Source organism: Erwinia sp. HDF1-3R (genome assembly GCF_039621855.1).
Taxonomy (GTDB): domain Bacteria; phylum Pseudomonadota; class Gammaproteobacteria; order Enterobacterales; family Enterobacteriaceae; genus Erwinia.
Window position 1 is genome coordinate 3,044,960 of sequence record NZ_CP155071.1, and the last position, 20,132, is coordinate 3,065,091.

The window sequence follows — 20,132 nt, forward strand, 5'->3', positions numbered from 1 at the left end:
AGCATGTTTTATGCCACGTGACTAGAGTGTAATATTGCGGAATCAAATGAGATAAGGATTATCTACAGGGTGTTAAGAATATCGGAGTGAATGTTACCTGGCTGAAGTTAAGATTTTTTACGCGTCTTTCATCCTGTCAGAATTTAGCAATTGCCTCTGAGAGTGGCGCATTTCTGCAATAAAGTGGGTGAGTATTCGTGGTACTTCACCTGCGTCAACTTCACCCGCTGCCAGCATAGAAGGAAGCTTCTCTATCGCGAGACAATAACGTTCTGCACGATGCAGCTGCAGAAGACTCCAGGATGCTTTTAACCGATGAGCGACTCGCGCCATGCTTTCAGTATCAGCGGGCGTGGCGCAAAGTTGCTCAAGATCCTCATCCAGCGAATGGATAAGCTGCTGCAACATCAGTTCAACCATCTCCTGCTGCTGGCCCGCCAGTGCGTAAATTTCCTGTAAATCAGCTTCTTCGCGTGCCACTTGGGGGAAACGGGACAGCGCCTGATGTAAACGATCTTCACTTAGCGGTTTGCGCAACAGAGCATCCATTCCGGCATGGAGCGCACGCTCCTCTTCGCGACGCAGAGCATTTGCCGTACATCCCAGCAGTAATACCGGACAGTGGATATCGCCAGTCAGGCTTTGCAGTATCAGCTTTTCTACCAGTTTATAGCCGTCCATTTCTGGCATCTGACTGTCCGTTATCAGCACATCGGCCTGATTATAACGCAGAAAATCAAGCGCCTCTGTTGGCGTTGAACATGCGGTGACCTGATGGCCCAATCGGATAAGCTGCATGCTCATTACTGTAAGGTTGGGTGGGAAATCATCCACAAGGATGACACGATATCCGGTAAGTGCATCTGACCGGGCCTCTCCCTTTTCTGTTATCGCGGCCCGTGGTGGCGTGCTCGTATCCAGCGGCAGGCAAAGCATTACACGCGTCCCCTTACCCGGCTCACTCTTCACTTCCAGCGTGCCCTGCATCAGAGTAATTAACTGCCTGCAGATAGCCAGCCCCAACCCACTGCTGTATGGCGTGTTCGCATCCAGCTGGAACCAGGGCTGGAAAATGTTTTCGTACCTTTCGGGAGGAATACCAATTCCGGTATCGATAATGGTCAGGTGAAGATTTCGCGCCACATAGCGGGCCTGGAACGTCACACTGCCTTTCTCGGTATATTTGATAGCATTACCTAATAAATTGGCGAGGACCTGATTCAGGCGTACGTGATCGAACTGGCAAAATGTATTCTCCGCTACCTGAATTTCTCTATGCCACAGTAGCCCTTTAGCCTGAGCACTCGCGTTAAAAATAGCATCGGTAGCGGATAGAAATTGATTGAGATTGTGCACGTCTGGCTGAAGTTGCAATTCTCCTGCCTCAATACGCGAGAGATCCAGAATTTCACCCACCAGATCGCGTAGGGTGACTGAGGCCTGCCAGGCAAGCTCAAGCGAGGGATGAACCTCACGTTCAATATCCAGCAGGCCCAAAATAACATTCAATGGTGTGCGGATATCATGACTCATACGCGCCAGAAAGACGCTTTTCTCTTCACTCGCTTTCTCTGCCTGAGCCAGCGACAGGTTTAGCGCTGTCTCCAGCTCAGCCTTATCACTGATATCAATCCATCCGCCCACCATACCCTGAGGAACACCATCACTGTCGGTATATCGTGCCAGCCAGCGGAATAATGTGACAGGGTGAGGCAAATGAGTAAGGGTTATCTCATCAACACGGGGTTTAGATTCGTAAAGCGTGGCCATTCGCGTTGGGAGATCAAGCCATTCAGCCAGCGGCTGGCCCGCTTCGCCAGGCAAGAGCGTGCCGGCTTTAATATCCGCCTCCACAATAGAAGAGTTGGCGAACGCCTGATTGAAGCGTACTACTCTGCCAGCCGGGTCGCACACAAAAAGCGGAACCGGGGCGTTATTGAGTAACGCCTGCCAAAGACTCAATGCATCACTAAGCTGCCTGTGAGTCTGTTCGATCTGCCGTTGGCGGATAAAATGCCTGGCAACGATGACTATTGCCAGTATCACGGCAAAGACCGTTATACCCCCCGAAAGTATCAGCCAGAGTGTTGTGCGACTGTTTTCCTCCTGCTGACTGGCAGCAAGCCAGTGGGATTTATACGTCAAAATATTATCTGCTGTGACCCCTTCAAGAATATCGCTGATACGCTCATGGAGCGCAGAATTACCCTGAGGTAACACAAACCACAAGGGTACTTCAGGTAAATCAACACCATTAAGGACAAGATTCGTACTGTTATAACGGCGCAGGTCATAGTTCAGGCTGAATGCATCAGCAATCATACCATCTGCCCCACCCGCCTCGATCAATGCCAGGCCATGAGAAATATCCTCAACCATCAGAATGCCCCCAGCTGGCAGGATTTTATTCAGTAATGGCGAGAGTGGCGCGTTACGAACAACAGCAATTCTTTTATTACGTAAAGAAGGGAGATCGCCTTTAAGTGGATTTCTACTCAAACTAACCAGCCCCAGTATCTGATTATCAAAAATATAGTGGTGATCATTTTCTGGCAAGAATGCCGTGTCGCCCATGATGAGATCGATGCGCTGCTCTCTCAGCCATTTTTCTGCCTGCTGTTTACTATCAACATTAACCAGCTGCAGTGAAAAAATCGTGGAGGGAAATAGCGCGTTTAAAAATTCACGCCAGACGCCGCTAACACTGCCTTCAACGTCGGTGATAACTAACGGCGGATGCCCATTTACCAGGGCAATACGTAAAGCAAGTGTTCCGGTGTTTTTACCGTCCATCCAGGTATGTTGATCGGCAATACTCCCTGTCGGAAGTCCCCAACGCTGCTCTAAACCACGAACATCTCGCTTATCGAGATGGCTGATAAGGCGATTAATTTCAGCTACGAGCTTAGGGCGCGAGGGTAATACCCACGCGCGATAGCTCATACCTGGCAGATCCGACAAAACGGTACTCGAAAAAGCGGACAGGGGGGCACGACGCATAAATTGCTCGGTCATGAAACAGGGCGCGACAACCCCACTCGCTTCATTGCGCATCATGTGCCGAAGGTTATCATAAAGCGAATTCTCTCCAACCACTGGCAGCGGAGATTGGCGACTTAATGCCGTGCGCAGATAGTCAGGAACTTCCGGTATCACCAATAGAGGTTGATCCAGCCGTTGCGTGCCCAGCAGGCAAAGCTGGAATGTCATTAGTGCCGCGGTTGCTTTCATTCCATTGTCATCAAAACTCTCAGCGCTAATCACTGCATCAACTTTTTTCGTTTCCAGTCCTTCCAGCGCTTCGAGGCGAGAAGAAAATGGAATAAGCGTCGTTGGCGTGGAGGATTCATTCCAGAGTAATGATGTTTCATCGGTGAGCACACTGCGTCCCGGTGGGGCTGCATACAAAGGCGGGCTGTGGCTTAAAAGGCCAATTCGAAGTTCTGCATGCAATTGCCCACAGAAAAGAGTAAATAGCAGGCTAAGCATAAGAGGTAAAAATAAGCACCGCTCACTGTTACCTGACCGTCTCATCAGCTATTTAGCCCCATCTGCTGCGCATATTGGTAAAGTTCGAATTCAGTAGTCACGCCAAACTTACGCATGGCACTGGTTTTTTGAGCGCTTACCGTTTGCTTGGTCCGTTTCAGCTGCGCGCTAATCTCATTGACCGTAAGCCCACGCAATAGTAAGCGAAGCACCTCGGTTTCTTTTGGCGATAACGTAACGGCCAGATTGCCGGGAACCGTTTGAACAGCCCGACGCACCGGCGATGAGAAGAGGGATTTTAGCGTTTGCAAAAGATCGACTGAAAGACTGTTTTTATTCAGTACCGCCTCTACTCCCAACCGGGCTAGCGAGTTTTGTATGCCCGGATTGGTTATCATAGTAATGACGATAACAGTACTTTCAGGCCAGCGACGTTTAATATACTGAATAAGCGCCAGCCCATCGGAATGCACCTGACCCGGCATACTGAGATCCGTAATGACCACATCGACAGGCAGTGAAGTCAGCTTAATGATGACTTCATCCGCTGTAACGGCTTCATGAATTATTTCATATTTTTCAGCCTGAGACTGTATCAGCGTACGTAAACCTAACAGGTAAACAGGATGATCGTCTGCAATAAGAATCGTTTTTGCCATTTTCCTCTCCCGAGGGCGTAACCCCGCGAATTTTGATGGGGAAAAGGGCTTACTATACCTCGAACTGAGGCTATGTGCAGTACAACATACGAAGCTGAATTACTTTTTTTTCACACATGGCTATCCAGTTGTCATTGATCATCATTAACCATTTTCTGTCAGAGAGGGGGGTAAACATTATGAAAATGATGAACAAATCATAAATAATTCACATTGAAACTACGAAACTCCAGCTAAAGCCAGCTACCCATTTGAGAGTAAGTGCAGAATGTCACAAACATTATCTTTATGATATCGATCTTAGAAAACAGGCATATGATATCGATATCGCCATAACACCACAAACTGGAGTACTTTGACAAAAATAAGAAAAATGCAACACTCATTAAGAATCAACTGCATTCATCAGCCAACATCGACTATTCTACAGTCGCTAAAATTTATTTTTTGAAAAAAATCGTGATAATTTTAAAAGAAATGAGCACTTCTTATTAGTGATGAAAGAATAAGAGGGGTCATTTCGGGTGTGTATAAATGAAGAATCATGCAGAAAAAATTGCGACACCTTTTTGCTAAAATGACAGTTATCAGGCCAAAACGGCTATGCTGCCTGACATCGTATTATCAGGTAACTCAGGTGTAATCACCAATAGACAGGGTATGCTTTCGTCGCTCTTCAATACCATTATGTGCTGGCGAAATAATTCATGCTGTCCACTCCGTAACCAGCTTTCGAACTCTTCAATAAAGGGAGATTTACAGCCCGCTTCAAGCAGCGCCAACGTCACTACAGGGAAATCATGTCCAAAAAAGTGGCTGATGGGGCCAACCCATGTCAGCTTTCTTTCTGGCAAGATAAGGCGAAAAGAGATCTGCGTTGCTGCAACCGATAACGCTACCTCAAGCTGTTCCCTGCCCGCTTGCCTCTTCTGCTGCAGGCGATATTTTTCTGCGAAACGATACAGGATAAATGCCAGCGACGATGTGAAAGCCACATACCATTGCACATTCCATATCCCCCAGGTTGCAGAGGAGACCGTATCATGAGATCTGACAAAGGGTCCCAGCCCCTCCAGAGTGCCCTTGATGGCCACAACATAATGCATGACAAGCAATATTCCTAGCGTACGCCCATTAAGGCACAGTGCCGACAGTAGCAGGCTGGTTAGTAGCAGATAGATAGGGTTGAATCCCGAAATAATAGCCTTGGGGGCGCTAAAATTCTGGCTAAACAGAGCGAAAATTAAGGCAGTATTTATAATCAGAATGATTTTTTCTTTGCGCCATAATTCGCCCCAGTCTGGCTGCGAGATCTTTTTAATCGTCCAGGCTAGCGGCCAGAACGCCAGACAACCTGTCAGCAATGCCAGAGACCAGGAGACGAGATGCAGAGGCTCAATATCGTAATTACTGTATTGGAGGCAAAGGGTTAACAGGGTGCCCGCGCTAAAGGTCAGGACGATTAGCACACCATTTTCCAGCAGTGAAAAAAATAGCGGTCTGACCCGCTCCTGCTCTGGCCAGAAGCGGTCCAGCACGAGGAAGGCTATTGCGCAAAATGGAATACTTAATCCATCGAAAACGGCGAACAGCGCTGCGAGCGGTAGCGGCCGTCCTATATAAAAACCACAGAGTATATGCAGCACCATTGACGTCACCAGCCAGAGCGGCCACGTACGCATTCGGCTTAAGAGTAACGTTCCAAAAAGAATCCCCCCTGCCAGCCAACTGGTGGTTGAAAAACTCCAGGGGTCGCGGCTGTCCAGGCTAAGCATGGCAAGCCCACTCCATAGCAGACAAAAGGCCAGCCATTGAAGAGTAAATTTCACCATACCATTCTCACCTTTTGGCGATTATCACAGGCCGACATAGCGACACCTTAACGTTTATTGCAGGCTTCTGGCAGCGGTGCGCCTGGATCTGTTTCTACGGCAAAAATCCATTCACGATAGTGTCTGGCCTTTTTGAATCTCTCCGCATCGTGAGTAAATCCTTCTTTGCGCAGCGGTTTTCCTTCTCCCCTGCTATAAACACCAATCCAGCGCCGCTGGTCATCGAACTTCATTCCCCATTGCTTTTGACCCGTTAAAGGGTCGATATACCACTGCCGCAGATGATAGCGGATCTTACCGCCGCGAAAATCGTTCAGTAAATCTTCAAAGCCTCCGGGAAAGCAGCCTTTTGCGCCTCCCGCAATCCTGTACTGTTTAATCGCCTCACGAATTTGTTCCCCACGAAAAAGCAGCTCCGCCTCCTGCTGCTGACGATAGTGTAACTTTACCCCGTCATGACTTTTAAGCAGTGATAATGCCAGCACGGTCAGGGCCAGCAGCAGCAGCACGTAGGTGAACCCGCCCTGCCCTGAATGCTCCGGAGCTGAGCATGTCGTATTACCAGTCATCATGCTCTTCCTGCTTTGGCTGCAAGGAGGGTGAGGTGACATCAATGATCTGCCCGGCTTCATCCGTAATGGTCTGCCAGTTGTCACGGCGATTAGCCAGCGGGTCTAACGGTAACTCACGCAGATACCCTTCAGCGACCAGCTCTTCAAGATGCTGTGGTCCGGCCAGACGGTCGTGACGAAAACTGTCCAGCGCCGCACGCATTGTATGCAGGTTATGCTCCACCACGACCACTTTAGCCCGCTCGGTTTGCCTGAAAAAGCGCGGTGCGACCAGCGTCATAAGCGTGGCAATAATCGCCATCACAACCATTAACTCTATAAGAGTAAACCCTTTTTCACCATTTCGCATAGGGTACTCCATTCAGTCCGATAGCGTTGCTACTGGATCGGATATCATAAACATCCTTTCCTCCAGTGAACTCATCCGGAGGCTGGCTCGATGCACGTAATTGCCAGGTTTCAGCATCCGGTTTGCCTTCGCACTGACAAAAAGGATCGCGCGGGATTTGACGTAAAAAATAGATCTTTTTTTTCGTGGGTGACGTTTTATCCACCACCCCGTCAACCAACTCCTGAAGCGTGCGCGGATAACCTGACGCATTTACCTCTTTATCAATCCGCCCCGCCTCACTCGCCTGTGCATAACGGTCTACTGCAATGCGAATATTGCGTAAGGATTCGCGCAATACGTTTTCATCACGCTGTAGCTGGTGCCGATGCACCATCGGTAACGCCGCAGCTGCTAACGTGGCGAGCAACGCCAGCGTGACCATCATCTCAATCAGCGTAAAACCCTGTTGCCCGCGCATCATCATTACTCCTTATTGCGCAACATGTCGCGACTGATTAGCGGAGGTGGAAGCGCGCTTACTTTTGCCGGGAACTGCGCGGGCGGTGCAAGGGGGGGAATTTCAAAGATGCCCTCCGTGCTCATTTTTTCCATGCCGCGCAGTTGAAATCCCGTATCGCCCTGCATATCGTCCGTGCCCATGTCGATCGTACTAATATGGCTGCCAGGCAAATCAATATTTCTCTCAATCACCGGTGTAATTAGCAATATGACTTCCGTGCGCTCGCGGCTTTTCTCTTTACTACCAAACAGTCGGCCCAGCCCCGGTATATTACTCAGGTAAGGTAAGCCGCTGGCGCTGTTCTTTTCATCATGCTTAATCAGACCCGCCAGCATTTGTGTTTCACCGTTCTGGCTGCTTAATACGGTGCTGGCTACACGTTTATTAGTACGGTAATAGGCCACGCCGTCTTTAGATTTTTCTGCACTTCCGACAGTACTGAGATCGAATTTCACATCCATAGAAATGGCACCATCAACGCTAATTTCCGGCGTGACTTCAAGTTTAAGCCCCACATCCTGGTACTCGACTTTCTCCTGAGAAAAACCTTCTGATAGAGTACTGGTGAGTACTGGAATACGCTCACCAATATCAATCAGTGCTTTTTTATTGTTTTTTACCCGAATGCGGGGGTTCGCCAGCACTTTCGCATTGTCACGAATTTTCTGCATGTCAGCGCTGATCCCTTGTCCGGCCCCCAGATTGACGAACATATTGCCGCCGTTAAACGCGTTCAGGGCAATATTCTCTTTTGCACCTTCCAGACCATTAAAGCCTACCCCAATACGCCCTGGATAATTAATACCAAGCTTCTCAACATCTTTCTCATTTACTTCCAGTACTTCCACCGCCAGTGTCACTTCAGCTTCAGGGCGATCCAGTGTCATCAGGAGGCGCTCGGCTTTTTCCACGCTTTCATTTGAACCGCGAATGGTAACAGAGTTGGTACGCTCATCAACGTGGATATCTTTCAGCTTCACCATATTGCGTAATGCGACATTCACGTCTTTGGCTTTAGCGTACCCAAGGAAAAACGTTTTCACTACGATGTCACGGTATACTCTCTCTTTCTGAGCCGTTGCGGGATAGACCAGCAGCGTATTAGCATTCAATACTTTTTTACGTAATCCATTAGAAAGCAGTAGTAAATTCAACGCATCCTCGGCCGTAGTATGTCTGGCAACCAGACTAGCCGTGGTTGAGGCTGGCACATCTTTATCATATATGATATTCACCCCCGTAAGCTGGCTGATGGTATCAAAAATGGCCATCAGGTTGTGCTGACGGAAATTCAGCGAAACAGGTTTTCGTAATTCGCGATTGAGTTTTGTTTCCGGCTGATTTTGTACTGCAATTTCACGCAGCAGATAATCGCGCAGTGCCACGGCCTGGGGCCATCTCGGGCTTTCCGTCAGGATTTGCTGCACCTTTTTAAGAGCCTGTTCAGGATCGGTCGCAGTAAGCGCCGTCGCCTGCTGATAAATCGTATCCAACGCCCGCCAGGCGTCTACCTTTTGTAAACCCTGTAGCGCCCGCAGATTTCCCTGTTGATAAGTCAGCGCGTCATTCCAGAGCTGCGAAGCTCGCTTGTAATCATTGCGCGCAGCAGCCTGATCGGCTTCCTGCAGATAGCGGGTGACTAGCTGTCCCGTCAAAACCTGGTGTCTGATGCTGAGTTCTGTATCATCAGGCGCATGAATTCGTGCCCGATCGTTTTTAGCCAGAGAGTCAATCAGTGAGTCATTGCTAGCCAGCTGCATACTGCTTTTTTCAATATCCTGCTGCTGTGCGCAGCCTGAGAGTAAAAAACTTATCAGTGCCCAAATAAGAGTTATTCTTTTCATTTTATCGTGTCGGTTCAGATTTCAGATCGCCAAGCTCAATACGCTCGAGTAATTTTTGTGGTAGCCACTCAACGGTTAAGTGATCGGCTGCAATCTCGTTAAGCTGCCACTCTGGGGTGATAGCTTTTCCAGGGCGTACAGCGCCTTCAGTCGAACATTCCCGGCACAGGAGCCGGTCGACGGTTCCATCAGTAATGATGATTATCCGCTGCCCCCCTTTCCACCACCCACCTGCAACGTTAAAAGGAAACTGTGGCGCCGCAGGTCGCTCAGGCACAGGTACACTATCCCTTAATGCTGGTTTTACCTGCAGCCGTTCAGGTACCGGAAAAAGATCGCTAAAGCCCTCCTGCGCGGTTAATCGCGCAGTTGGCGTACCGGCCGATTTGACTGCCTGGCGCGGGGTGAGCGGCTGCGCCGGCTGTATGACGTCCTGTTCCGGAAATAAAAATTCGCTCACCAGCAAGGAAGCCCCCGTAAGGGCCAGTGCGATGACCAGATAACGTGGAATTTTCATGTCTGCCCTCTGCGCAGGGTCAGTTGCAATGTCAAAGCAAGTTGCGCAGAGTCAACCTGCTTTCTTTTTGCATTCACGCTATCAACGGTTACCGGTAAAACCCGCATAATCTCCTGAAGCGCCTGTGCAACCTGAGGCCAGCTTCCCTGAAGCGGCACGGAAAGCTTCAGGGTTTTCCCATAGTTTTGATCCGCAGGAGAAAAGTGGTAGCGACTCCCCTCAGCCTGAAGATGGTATTTAGAGAAAATGGCGAACAGCATTTTTACCTGTTCGTATTCCGTTATGCTAAGTGCCGTTTGCTGTGAAGGCTCATCGCCTGCAATGATCGGTAAAGGCTCCTTCAATTTTGATTGCATGATCGCCAGGTTACTTCGCAACCGCGCATTTTCAGGATTCAGCCATGCTGTCCAGTAGATCGCCAGCGCAACAGGGAGCGCCAAAGCGGCCAGTGGCCACTTACCGTATTTTTCAACCAGCCAGGCGCTTTTCCAACGCAATACCGCAAGGGAGGGCAAAGATATTTTTTTACTCACGCCCGGCTCCTCGCTTTTCCATCATGTTCAGACTGAGTGTGGCGCTAAGTGGCCACTGACTGTTTTTATCCGCTGAAGTGCGGTGATTTTGTAATTCCACCTGGGCCGGGATGCGCTGCAAACGTGCACTAAAATCCAGCAGGGCGGGTAACGATTTTGCCACTACGTTGATCCTCACCTGTTGTTGCTGAATACTGGCATCAAGTTCCTGCAACAGCACCTCATCAGAGAGTGCCCTGCCAAGGGGATCCAACAGAGTCATTACCGCCATTGTGACAGGCTGTGACGTCTGCAGACGCCGGATCTTATCTGTAATAGTACGGGCCGCCTGTTGGTGCGTACGCAGCCGTTGTTCAATCTGTTTAGAGAATGACGTCAATTGTTTATGGTGATACCAGGCATGACCAATGCCCGCTATCGAGGGTAGCGTCAGCAACGTTACAATCAGCGAAACGCGAAGTGACCCGGGCGGTATCAGTGTGAATCGTGGCGTCACAAGATGTTTCCTGTAATACATTTTCCTGACATGGCAGATCCTCATAGCATGAGTCGTTGAATGCGGAGCGGGTCAATTCAAGAGGGGAAAGATACGGGTCGGGATAAAATTTCACTATAGTACCAGTCAGAAAAGCATTGCTCGCAGAGGGGCCAATCCTAATCTCCTGACGGTTAATGCGGGGCGCGTCCGTAGCGCTTACCGCATTATTTATAAAAGGAAATATTGAATTGGAAACGCAACGGTTTTTATGAGAGTGCAGTTGACTCATCGGTAAGCTGGATAATTTGCCAGGAGGTGTTATCCAGGCAGTAACATGGCATGTCATTTAATCCTGACAGCCGTTTTACCAGCCCCAGCTGTTGCACCACAGAAAAATCAGGAAAAGACAGACGATGAACATGCTGCCATTCACCCATTGCACGGCAGGCAAAAGTGCTGCTTAACTCCCCGGCAACAACAAAGATACCGTTGACGGGGAGTGCGCCACCGAAGATACGCAGCAAATGCTGGAATGGCGTTGCCACTCCCCTGAAGCGTAAACGATGCTGACGCGCAACATTTCGAAATGTCTGCCAAAGCGATGTTTCCAGGACTGCCGCCAGCGCGGTCTGCTTAAAATCAAACGTTTCAAACTCAACCATCGGCGACTGTGCGGACACATGCGGAAAGGTGCTTTGCGCCAGCGAAAGCGTATAAGAACGTAGCTCGCCCGGCGTCGTGATGCCTTCCTGCCAGGGCACCGTCAGCGTGTTGACCAGACTGTTATCCAGCCTGAAGGTTATGCTGTCCTTCCATGCCAGGCTGCCCGAACATGCTCCCAGCAAATTGTTAAGAACCTCTTCAGGATCATGCCCTTCTGGCTGCACCAACTCTTTAACGATCATTTCGCCATCGCGTAAACGGACCCGATTCGGCAAAATGTCACAGTGCCAGTTTTTAGCCATGCGCAACGACACGATTAATCTCCTGTAATGTAGTTTTACCTTCAAGCACCGCATGTAGTGCAATGGTTTGCAGTGGAATGAACCCTTCAGCTAAAGCAACTTCACGTAAGCGCCGGACTGAAGATCGGGCCAGCAACGCCTCTTTCATAGCGTCACTGAACGAAAGTACTTCTGCCATCGCCAGGCGTCCCCGATAGCCGCTATGGCGACAGGATTCACAGCCCGTTCCCTTACGCCAGTTGGCCGGGTGATCGCGAAGTTCGCTATCTTGCCAGGCAGCATATTCCTGTGCATCCGGCTGGACGGAAACCACACAGTCTGGACAGATGCAGCGTACCAATCGCTGTGCTACCACACCATTGAGTGCAGTAATCAGACTTGCCGGTTCCACCTGCATATACAGGAAACGTTCAAGCACGCTAAAGACGTTATTCGCATGTACAGAAGAGAGCACCATATGCCCGGTTAGCGCCGCCTGCACAGCAATACCTGCGGTCTCACCATCACGAATTTCCCCGACCAGAATAATATCGGGATCGTGACGCAAGATGGCGCGAAGTCCCCGTGCAAAGGTCAGTCCTTTCTTATCATTAACCGGGATCTGCAGCACATCGTTCAACTGATATTCGACCGGGTCCTCAATGGTGATGATCTTACTTTCGCCACTGTTAAGTTCACTCAGTGCAGCATACAGCGTGGTAGATTTACCACTGCCGGTTGGGCCAGTGACCAGTACCATCCCATGGGGCAGATTTGTCAGTTGCCGAATGGTCGCCAGTGTATAGCGATCAAATCCCAGCACCTCCAGACTTAGCGTGCGATCGTGTGATTTATCCAATACGCGCAATACTGCGTCTTCGCCATGGATACTTGGCATGACGGAGACGCGAAAATCAACCGGGCGCTGATGGATAAGCGCTTTGAAACGTCCATCCTGCGGAATGCGTCGTTCAGAAATATCCATGCAGCTTAATACTTTGATACGGGATATCACCTGCTCCGCATGCTGCGCACCGACACAGTGGCGAATTGAATGTAATACCCCATCGATACGATATTTAACGGCCAGTCCGTCGGGGACAGCAGCCAGATGAATATCGCTGGCGCGACTTTGAAGCGCGTCATAGAGGGTGGCGTTAACCAGTTTAATGACCGCATTATGTTCTCGGGCAATACCGGCTGGCGAAATTTCCAGTATAAGTTCGTCGCTATCACTCTCCGTATTCTGATGTTCAAACTGATCCAGCGTACGCTGCTGCCCGGTTAGCTTATCCAGCGTCAGATTAATCCATGACAGCGAGGTCAGCGCTGGACGTAGCGGCAGTCCCTGCGCCCACTGACGCAGCGGCAAAGAAAAAGGATCGGCCAGCACCAGCCATTGCTCCTCCCCACTCCGGAGCGGCAGAACACGTTGGGCAAGCGCCTCAGACAATGGCACAAGAGTAAAATCGACTTCGGCAGCGCTGGCCTGCTCTTCGGACAGGCCAGCCAGCCCCAACGCCATGGCCAGCGCAGGTAGCTGGTCAGGACAGTCATCAAGTTCCGCCGCCAGTGCGTTACAACGTTCGGTTTGCGGAAGCGCTAAAATAGCATCCAGCCTGTCCATTGCAGCAGACGTTACCAAACTCATCAGGAAAGTCCCCCTGCCAGTTCAAAGATTGGCATATAAAGTAGAAACACCACCAGGCCCACAATCCCGCCGACGATAATCATTAGCATTGGCTCAAAGACTTTGCTGAACATGTCTATCGCTCTTTCAAGCGCTTCATCGTAAAAAGCGGCAATTCGCTCACACATCACCGGTAGCTGTCCACTACGTTCGCCTGCCTGAAGCAGACGTGTGGCAACTGGCGTCGCCATCTGTTGCTCATCCAAAGTGGTTGACAGCGCCTGACCGGCCTGGACGTTATTTAATACATGCTGTAACTGCATATGATGGCTGAAGGGCAGCACTGAGCGCGTAAGATTTAACGCCTGGACCACAGGCATCCCCCCTTGCAGCAGTAGCCCCAGCGTGCGATAAAAACGAACCAGGATAGTCAACTGATGCTGCTGCCTCAGCTGCGGCAGCAGCAGCAGTTGCCTTAGCAGTGCTCGTCGCACGCGTGCGGTGCGAAGCAGCGCTACCAGCGCGACAGTTAGCATAGCTATCGTCGTTAGCAGTAGCAGGCCGTGGCTTTCTACCAGACTACCCCACCATAAAATAAAGCGTGCACTGCCGTTAAGATTCTTCATGCCTTCAAAGACGCTGGCAAAACGCGGAATAATGAACCCCAGTAAAAAGACTAAAATGAGTCCGCCCACCGCCATAACAATGGTCGGATACATCAGCGCAGCTTTAATACGTTTACGTAAAATATCCATCCGCTGTTCGTAGTGCTGGAAACGCTTCAATGCCATCGGCAAGTGACCGGTCTGTTCTGACGATTTAACAGTATTGACCAGTAGCTCAGGAAAGACCTCAGGCAGCCTGCTCATAGCCTGTGACAGCTGGCATCCTTCGTAAAGCTTTGTCAACAGGACGTCCAGCACCCGGCACAAATGCGGTTCGCGACCGCTGGCCCGTAATGCCTCAATCGCTTCGGTCACGACCAAACCTGCCTCCAGTAATGCCACCAGTTCCTGGATAAACAAGGTAAGCGGAAAGCGTTTTACCCGGCCCGACGCGCGCGGTACGATCCGCATCACGACGCAACCCTCTTGTTGCATAGTAGCCTGCACCGCTTCTGACGAGAGTGCGCTAATCTGCATCGTTTTCCGTTTCCCGTGTTCAAGATAAATAACGTCAAAGTTTTTCATTTTCATAAGGCCCTTTGATTGCCTATTTTCTTTTTAATTTGAGGTAATGCCGAACAACTTTTTTGACATATTTAGTTCGCAATGAATTCCTTAATACCCCCTTACCATTTCCGACGTTATAGGCACCCACGGCCTGCCATGAGTAACCCAACTGACGGAAATTCCCGGCAAGTATCCAGGCACCGGTCATCACATTTTGACAGGGGTCTTTAATTAAGGCCTGACGGGTGATGTTAAACTTCTTTAATGTCGGAAAATGGCTGCTGTTGATTTGCATTAATCCAACATCCTGTGTGCCATCACGATTTTTATTAATGGCCTCTGCATCAAGACCTGATTCGACAATTGCAATCGCCTGAAGTAACTCAGGCTCAATACCATAACGCGCACCAGCCTCCTCCCAACAGTCCGCAAACGCAGGGGAAGCTGATGCAGCCAGAAAAATGATCGGCGCCAATCTTTTCATCATCAGAAGCCATAAACTAGCGGTTTACCCTCTTTACCCAGGGATGTAATATCGACTTCATTGATGCTGTTCTTCTCACGAGTAGGATTGTGCCAATAATAAGCATTGCCCCAGGGGTCAGAGGGTATTTGCTGGCTCAGGTAGGGGCCATTCCAGTTCTGCACATTATCTGGTTTTTCCGTTAGTGCTTTTAGCCCCTGACTCTCGGAGGGATACGCACCGGTATCGAGACGGTATTGGCTGAGGGCATCAGAAAAGGATCGCATCTGACGTAACGCGGTTTTCTCTTTTGCCTGATCGACATTAGAAAATAGTTTGGGGCCAACAAACCCGGCCAGCAAAGCAATAATCATTAATACGACGAGCAGTTCCAGTAGCGTAAATCCCTCCTGCTGACGATAGCGAGAACCTGTGTTTTTCATTAGTGAGTGCCTTCTGTTCTGGAATAAATTTTATTGTTAATTACCCATGATATTCTCCTGATGTTGAGCGGATAATGAAGATGAATACTCTCTCAGAAATGCAGAATTTGGGAGCATGGAGATAGAAATATCTCACTCGCCGTGAAAAACAAATGTACGCTTCACTGAGTCTGGATCACGAAATCCTTAAGGATGTTGTGGCAAAAAAACTTTAAGGGTACCCGAAAAAACGTGAGCTGGTGCGTTATGTTATGACGGAGTATCAGACCAGCGGACGACGCGGGCGCCGGATCATGGGGATCAGCCGAAGCCTTTTACATTACTGTCCTGACACGACACGGGACATGCCAGTGATTGAGGCATTACAAAAACTGGCGGAGCGGTATCCGGCGTATGGTTTTGGCCTGATGTTCAGGCAACGAGTTCGTGCCAGAGTAACCTGATAATATGTGTTTGATATTTCATGTATATCAATAATGTCAATCGCCAGTGGGTCATAAAATGGTGAAGATAACCCCCTGTTCCAGCAGATACATTATGACAAACGCTAGCTGAATGCACTCAGCTGGCCGGAGATCCTAACTGGAAGTGGTACTAAAAAATCGTGGGACTACATACTCACTGGCGATCCTTACAACTTCTCAGGACGACGGGCTTAACAGATACGGGTAGAAAACAGAATTTAGAAACCTGTTAGAGGTTTTCTGACTGGTATGATAGAAACTTCTTCCCGTTCCCCATATCTTTCTCATTGAAAAATCCTGAATACTTATTTCACTTTTATCTGAGGTTGATGCCATGTCTTTTAATATTCTGATCGCCGATGAGCATACTTTAATCCGTCGTGGCATTCTCTCGATGATCAACACTATGTCCGCCGAAAATGCCACTTTTGATGCTACTCATTTCAATATCGTTGGGGAAACCGATTCGCCGCTAGAGCTGGTCAGCCTGCTTTCGCATCAGCACGTTGATATCCTGTTTCTTGGCTTTACTCTCAACACTCGTCGCTCCCAAAGTCCCGTTTCCGAACTCGACGGTACGGCACTGGTGAAATGGCTGGCGCGTAAGTTTCCTGAAACCCGAATCGTGTTGCTCTCACCTTACCGGAACAACACTATCATTCGTATGGCACTCGAGGCCGGTGCCAAAGGTTATATTAGCCGCAATACCTGCGAACGTATGCTTTGGAGAGCTATCACCACCGTCCTGGATGGCGAGGTCTACATTGAACGCGGGCTAATGGACTCCCTGTTCCGTCGTGATGCGCCTGACAGTCAGGAACTGACTTTACGTGAAAATGACGTACTGCGTATGTTGTGCCGCGGACTGTCACTTACCGCCATTTCAGGTAAAATGAATTTGAGCATTAAAACGATTAGCGCTCATAAACTGCGCGCAATGCAAAAGCTGGGCGTGCAAACCGACTGCCAACTTTATTGCCTGCTGGCACAGACGCGTATGTTTGATATTGCAATTTAATTACAGCTTCTGTTTTGATAACCCTACCCCTTATTAAGTTGCACCGAATGCGGCGATATAGAGGGTAATAATAGAGACTAAAAAAAACGTGGGCTATCTCGCCCACGTATATAGGGACAATTTTTATCCCTTAAGGGCACTCACTTTTTGACATCTGCCATTAAAACGTATAGTCAAGACTTAGCCATCCTGTCCGTCCAGGCTCGGGGATCCGCTGACCGGAAGAAAAACCAAATTCTTTATATCCCGCCACGTTGAGGTGCTGTGCGTAATTTTTGTTAAATATATTATCGATTCCAGCACCTATTGAGAGTTTGTCGGTTGCGCTGTAATTTACATTCCATGACATCACACCAAAACCTGCTGAACGACCCAAATCGCGTCCGATCACATTTCCTTTATCTTTCGCCACGCGATTCTGATGCGCAACGCCGCGCCATGAGGTGGAGCTGGTCCATTTATCATGGCTATAAGTCAATGCAACTTTGGTTTCCAGCGGTGATATCTGCGGTAACGCATTGTGCTGACTCAGATTTTCTCCACGCACCCAGGCAAGGCTCGTCTCTAATTTCCAGTCAGCAGAAAAAAGCCAGGCCGAACCCATTTCAGCGCCAGTAGTCCAGGCATTAACGTTTTCTGCGCGGCTTGATGCTGATGAGTAGTCAAATAAGATGTAATCATCTACTTTGTTTACCCAGCCTGATAACCACAGATGGAGATCGTCCGACTGATACTGAATACCGCTGTCCCACTGTAGCGTTTTCTCATTCTTCAGCTTTTTAACGCTGTTTTTACCTGCTTTACCGGAGAACAGTTCCCAATAATCGGGGAAACGCTCTGTGTAGCCCACTCCGCTCCAGACTTTCACTGGCATATCGGGCAGAATGTGTTCAAATCGCAAAAACGCCCCGGGCAGTGTCGCCTGACGACGCTCACTCTTCCCCTGACGTAAATCAGTGGCATGGATACTGTCAATACGTAACCCCGTTACGGTTTTACTTTGATCGTTCAGACTCTGCTGCCATTCAGTAAAAATGCCAAACTGGCGATATTCTGCATCCGTTGCCCAGCCATATGTTTGTTTTTTGCGGTGTTGAGTCTGCTGGCCGTCAACGCCAGCGACGATCTGCGTATCGTCTTTCTGCCATTCCATGCTAAGTCGCGTTCCACTGACAATGCCGCCCACTTCAGACGACATTTTCATTGCTGACGGGGTACGCAGCGAAAAGTTATCCATAACATGATCGGTGCTGTTGTAGTAACCACGCCATATGAGTTTCGTGAAATGATCGGAAAGGTCGTTCATCTCGACTTTCAGCATTGCGCTTTTTCGCAGAAATTTCGAACCGTCCATGCCTCGTCCGGCGTAACGGGCTTCTCCATCCCCTCCGCTTACTGACAGCTCAACCAGATCCTTTTCTGTTGGCGTCCACCCCATTATTATACCGCTATTCCACTTATTCCACTTGCCAGGAATGGTTGTACCGTCGCCTGATTTATAATCACCTGCCACCGATCGATTAGCATCTATTCGCAACCAGCCGTTGTGATTACCTCCAGCGACACTCATTTCCTGATCGGCTCTGCCATTATTTCCGCGTAATAAGGAAACGGATCCTTTAATACCCGGCTGTGTAAAGTATTCTGATGTGCGCTCAAATAAAATTGTGCCGGCGGACGCCATTGGTCCCCATAAAACAGTTTGCGGCCCTTTAATGATTTCGACTAAATCAAAATTTTTAGGAGAAATGTATGAGGTAGGTGAATCCATTCGCGATCCGCATCCTCCATGCATACCTCCTCCATCAGCCAGAATATTGAGACGGGACCCAGGCATCCCCCGTAATACGGGATCGCCATTACTGGCGCCGGTGCGAATTTGACTAAAGCCTGGCAAAGTTGATAATAATCCGGCACCATCACTCGCTGGCAATGATGCGTCGGCATTTTTAGTGTTGACGATAACTTTACCTGTCTCAGTTTGTGGCGTGGCAATCACTGTCATTGTTTCTTGAGCATAGGTAAAATTAATATGTGCCGCATAGCACATGGCAATCATACCGGCCAATTTTTTCTTTTTTACAGACCAGTCTTTGCGGCTTTCAGAAGCCATACTTTTTATTCCCTTCATAGCAAAGTAACCTTTCCCCTACAAAACAACCGTGTGATCACTGTATTTGTTTATGAAAATAAAAATTACCATTCTATTTCGCCAGAAAATATGACTTTAAAGAAAGAAACATCCGTTTCGATATGAGAATCTTCTCTCTAACGTATTCCTCATGATTTCCTCACAGATATAAAAAAGCATATTTAAGGGTCAAAACCCCAAGTCCTAACAGTCTGACTATAGATCCCCCGATAAAAATTGCTTATATTAAACCCTCAGCAGATCCGCTGACATAACAAATCAGTTCACAGTCAATAACAGGAAAAGTCATGAAGCATATTATCATCGCAGAAAATAGCTATATTATCCGCCGGGGGGTGGATGCACTCATAAAAAAAACCACTACCGAAAAGGATAAAGAAATGGTGGTTGTTGGAGAGGCCAGCACACCTACGGAGCTCTATCATCTTCTGATGGCAAAACAGGCAGACATTCTTATTCTTGGTTTACGTTTAAATATTTGCGCTCGGCTGACACCGTTAAGAGGCCTGGATGGGATCCTTCTGATTAGGTATCTGAAAAAAAATTTCCCCCACCTCAGGATCATTTCGATTTCAGCCTATCAAAATCTGTATCTGCTACGAATGGTGCTAAATGCGGGCGCTGATGGGCATATGAGTTATAACGACAATGAATATTGCCTGGAAAACGTGCTTGAAAGCATGGATGACAGCAGGGAAAGTCATTTTTGTCGAACTCTTCCAACGCTGCACTACAACCGCTGCCAAACAAACAAGCTACTAACGCCGTGTGAAACGAATATTCTTCAGCTGCTCTGTCAGGGTTTATCTGCCAGAGAGATTGCTGAAAAAACGCAGGTCAGCACTAAGACAGTCAGCACCCAGAAAAAAAGCGCAATGGTTAAGCTTGGAGTAAAAACCCCTTCCCAGCTTTTCTTTTTGCTGAGCAAAATCCAGCTTTTTGAACTCTCTTTGTGAAAAAGAAAATGACAAAATAAACGTCACTATAAGGTCGCTAGTTTCATTTATGACCAAAGCTGTTTTCCGTCAGGTAAATTTACAAAAGATTCAGTAACAGATACGTCCTTTTCTG

The 20,132-nt window shown here is 48.7% G+C and carries 18 protein-coding genes and 2 pseudogenes; 3 read left to right on the top strand and 17 right to left on the bottom strand.

Annotated elements, in window-relative coordinates; translation table 11 throughout:
• Positions 1–117 precede the first annotated feature (117 nt).
• The 15 genes from AAGR22_RS13940 to gspG all read right to left on the bottom strand — a co-directional run bounded on the left by AAGR22_RS13940 (position 118) and on the right by gspG (position 15,427).
• Positions 118–3,381: an ATP-binding protein gene (locus AAGR22_RS13940; protein ID WP_345828051.1), complete on the bottom strand. Its 3,264-nt coding sequence runs from the start codon at positions 3,379–3,381 to the stop codon at positions 118–120.
• Positions 3,382–3,533: 152 nt separating this feature from the next.
• A complete protein-coding gene (locus tag AAGR22_RS13945) occupies positions 3,534–4,148 on the bottom strand; it encodes a response regulator (protein ID WP_345828052.1) in 615 nt (204 codons plus the stop codon).
• 587 nt (positions 4,149–4,735) lie between these two features.
• The gene (locus AAGR22_RS13950) at positions 4,736–5,980 is read right to left on the bottom strand and encodes an MASE1 domain-containing protein (protein WP_345828053.1); all 1,245 of its coding nucleotides are present in this window, start codon (positions 5,978–5,980) and stop codon (positions 4,736–4,738) included.
• A gap of 47 nt (positions 5,981–6,027) precedes the next feature.
• The gene (locus AAGR22_RS13955; protein WP_345828054.1) at positions 6,028–6,552 is read right to left on the bottom strand and encodes a hypothetical protein; all 525 of its coding nucleotides are present in this window, start codon (positions 6,550–6,552) and stop codon (positions 6,028–6,030) included.
• A complete protein-coding gene (locus AAGR22_RS13960) occupies positions 6,539–6,901 on the bottom strand; it encodes a prepilin-type N-terminal cleavage/methylation domain-containing protein (RefSeq protein ID WP_345828055.1) in 363 nt (120 codons plus the stop codon). The genes AAGR22_RS13955 and AAGR22_RS13960 overlap by 14 nt, the downstream gene beginning before the upstream one ends.
• The gene (locus AAGR22_RS13965) at positions 6,888–7,364 is read right to left on the bottom strand and encodes a type II secretion system protein (RefSeq protein WP_345828056.1); all 477 of its coding nucleotides are present in this window, start codon (positions 7,362–7,364) and stop codon (positions 6,888–6,890) included. The genes AAGR22_RS13960 and AAGR22_RS13965 overlap by 14 nt, the downstream gene beginning before the upstream one ends.
• Before the next feature lie 2 nt (positions 7,365–7,366).
• A complete protein-coding gene (locus tag AAGR22_RS13970; protein ID WP_345828057.1) occupies positions 7,367–8,896 on the bottom strand; it encodes a secretin N-terminal domain-containing protein in 1,530 nt (509 codons plus the stop codon).
• A gap of 352 nt (positions 8,897–9,248) precedes the next feature.
• Positions 9,249–9,764 (bottom strand): hypothetical protein, encoded by a 516-nt coding sequence (locus AAGR22_RS13975; RefSeq protein WP_345828058.1) that lies wholly within the window; start codon positions 9,762–9,764, stop codon positions 9,249–9,251.
• On the bottom strand, positions 9,761–10,297 hold the full coding sequence (locus AAGR22_RS13980; protein ID WP_345828059.1) for a hypothetical protein: 537 nt from the start codon (positions 10,295–10,297) through the stop codon (positions 9,761–9,763). Before AAGR22_RS13980 ends, AAGR22_RS13975 begins: the two co-directional genes overlap by 4 nt.
• Positions 10,290–10,793 (bottom strand): hypothetical protein, encoded by a 504-nt coding sequence (locus tag AAGR22_RS13985; protein WP_345828060.1) that lies wholly within the window; start codon positions 10,791–10,793, stop codon positions 10,290–10,292. Before AAGR22_RS13985 ends, AAGR22_RS13980 begins: the two co-directional genes overlap by 8 nt.
• 248 nt (positions 10,794–11,041) lie before the next feature.
• Positions 11,042–11,752: a hypothetical protein gene (locus tag AAGR22_RS13990; protein ID WP_345828061.1), complete on the bottom strand. Its 711-nt coding sequence runs from the start codon at positions 11,750–11,752 to the stop codon at positions 11,042–11,044.
• On the bottom strand, positions 11,733–13,370 hold the full coding sequence (locus AAGR22_RS13995; RefSeq protein WP_345828062.1) for a GspE/PulE family protein: 1,638 nt from the start codon (positions 13,368–13,370) through the stop codon (positions 11,733–11,735). The genes AAGR22_RS13990 and AAGR22_RS13995 overlap by 20 nt, the downstream gene beginning before the upstream one ends.
• Positions 13,370–14,539, bottom strand: coding sequence for a type II secretion system F family protein (locus AAGR22_RS14000; protein ID WP_345828063.1), 1,170 nt, complete (start codon positions 14,537–14,539; stop codon positions 13,370–13,372). Before AAGR22_RS14000 ends, AAGR22_RS13995 begins: the two co-directional genes overlap by 1 nt.
• Positions 14,540–14,561: 22 nt before the next feature.
• A complete protein-coding gene (locus tag AAGR22_RS14005) occupies positions 14,562–15,008 on the bottom strand; it encodes a lytic transglycosylase domain-containing protein (protein WP_345828064.1) in 447 nt (148 codons plus the stop codon).
• Positions 15,008–15,427 (bottom strand): type II secretion system major pseudopilin GspG, encoded by a 420-nt coding sequence (gene gspG, locus AAGR22_RS14010; RefSeq protein ID WP_345828065.1) that lies wholly within the window; start codon positions 15,425–15,427, stop codon positions 15,008–15,010. The genes AAGR22_RS14005 and gspG overlap by 1 nt, the downstream gene beginning before the upstream one ends.
• A 137-nt stretch (positions 15,428–15,564) precedes the next feature.
• On the opposite strand from gspG, the pseudogene AAGR22_RS14015 reads away from it, so the two are divergent.
• Positions 15,565–15,840: pseudogene (locus AAGR22_RS14015) on the top strand (IS3 family transposase); the annotation flags it as partial.
• Here the strand turns inward: AAGR22_RS14015 and AAGR22_RS14020 are convergent.
• Positions 15,837–15,969: pseudogene (locus AAGR22_RS14020) on the bottom strand (IS110 family transposase); the annotation flags it as partial. The pseudogenes AAGR22_RS14015 and AAGR22_RS14020 overlap by 4 nt on opposite strands.
• A 256-nt stretch (positions 15,970–16,225) precedes the next feature.
• On the opposite strand from AAGR22_RS14020, the gene AAGR22_RS14025 reads away from it, so the two are divergent.
• Positions 16,226–16,909 carry a response regulator transcription factor gene (locus tag AAGR22_RS14025; protein WP_345828066.1) on the top strand — a complete coding sequence of 228 codons (684 nt, stop codon included), beginning with the start codon at positions 16,226–16,228 and terminating at the stop codon, positions 16,907–16,909.
• 160 nt (positions 16,910–17,069) lie between these two features.
• Here AAGR22_RS14025 and AAGR22_RS14030 read toward each other — a convergent pair whose 3' ends face one another.
• Complete coding sequence (locus AAGR22_RS14030; RefSeq protein WP_345828067.1) at positions 17,070–19,040, bottom strand: TonB-dependent copper receptor; 1,971 nt, start codon at positions 19,038–19,040, stop codon at positions 17,070–17,072.
• A gap of 308 nt (positions 19,041–19,348) precedes the next feature.
• Between AAGR22_RS14030 and AAGR22_RS14035 the strand changes: the two genes are divergently transcribed.
• Positions 19,349–20,017, top strand: a complete 669-nt coding sequence (locus AAGR22_RS14035; protein WP_345828068.1) for a response regulator transcription factor — start codon at positions 19,349–19,351, stop codon at positions 20,015–20,017.
• Positions 20,018–20,132 lie beyond the last annotated feature (115 nt).

Coding starts and splice junctions, on each gene's coding strand:
- AAGR22_RS13995 (WP_345828062.1), bottom strand. CDS start 13,370: ATGAGTTTGGTAACGTCTGCTGCAATGGACAGGCTGGATGCTATTTTA.
- AAGR22_RS13955 (WP_345828054.1), bottom strand. CDS start 6,552: ATGATGACTGGTAATACGACATGCTCAGCTCCGGAGCATTCAGGGCAG.
- AAGR22_RS14035 (WP_345828068.1), top strand. CDS start 19,349: ATGAAGCATATTATCATCGCAGAAAATAGCTATATTATCCGCCGGGGG.
- AAGR22_RS14000 (WP_345828063.1), bottom strand. CDS start 14,539: ATGAAAAACTTTGACGTTATTTATCTTGAACACGGGAAACGGAAAACG.
- AAGR22_RS13975 (WP_345828058.1), bottom strand. CDS start 9,764: ATGAAAATTCCACGTTATCTGGTCATCGCACTGGCCCTTACGGGGGCT.
- gspG (WP_345828065.1), bottom strand. CDS start 15,427: ATGAAAAACACAGGTTCTCGCTATCGTCAGCAGGAGGGATTTACGCTA.
- AAGR22_RS14025 (WP_345828066.1), top strand. CDS start 16,226: ATGTCTTTTAATATTCTGATCGCCGATGAGCATACTTTAATCCGTCGT.
- AAGR22_RS13945 (WP_345828052.1), bottom strand. CDS start 4,148: ATGGCAAAAACGATTCTTATTGCAGACGATCATCCTGTTTACCTGTTA.
- AAGR22_RS13965 (WP_345828056.1), bottom strand. CDS start 7,364: ATGATGCGCGGGCAACAGGGTTTTACGCTGATTGAGATGATGGTCACG.
- AAGR22_RS13950 (WP_345828053.1), bottom strand. CDS start 5,980: ATGGTGAAATTTACTCTTCAATGGCTGGCCTTTTGTCTGCTATGGAGT.
- AAGR22_RS14030 (WP_345828067.1), bottom strand. CDS start 19,040: ATGAAGGGAATAAAAAGTATGGCTTCTGAAAGCCGCAAAGACTGGTCT.
- AAGR22_RS14005 (WP_345828064.1), bottom strand. CDS start 15,008: ATGATGAAAAGATTGGCGCCGATCATTTTTCTGGCTGCATCAGCTTCC.
- AAGR22_RS13960 (WP_345828055.1), bottom strand. CDS start 6,901: ATGCGAAATGGTGAAAAAGGGTTTACTCTTATAGAGTTAATGGTTGTG.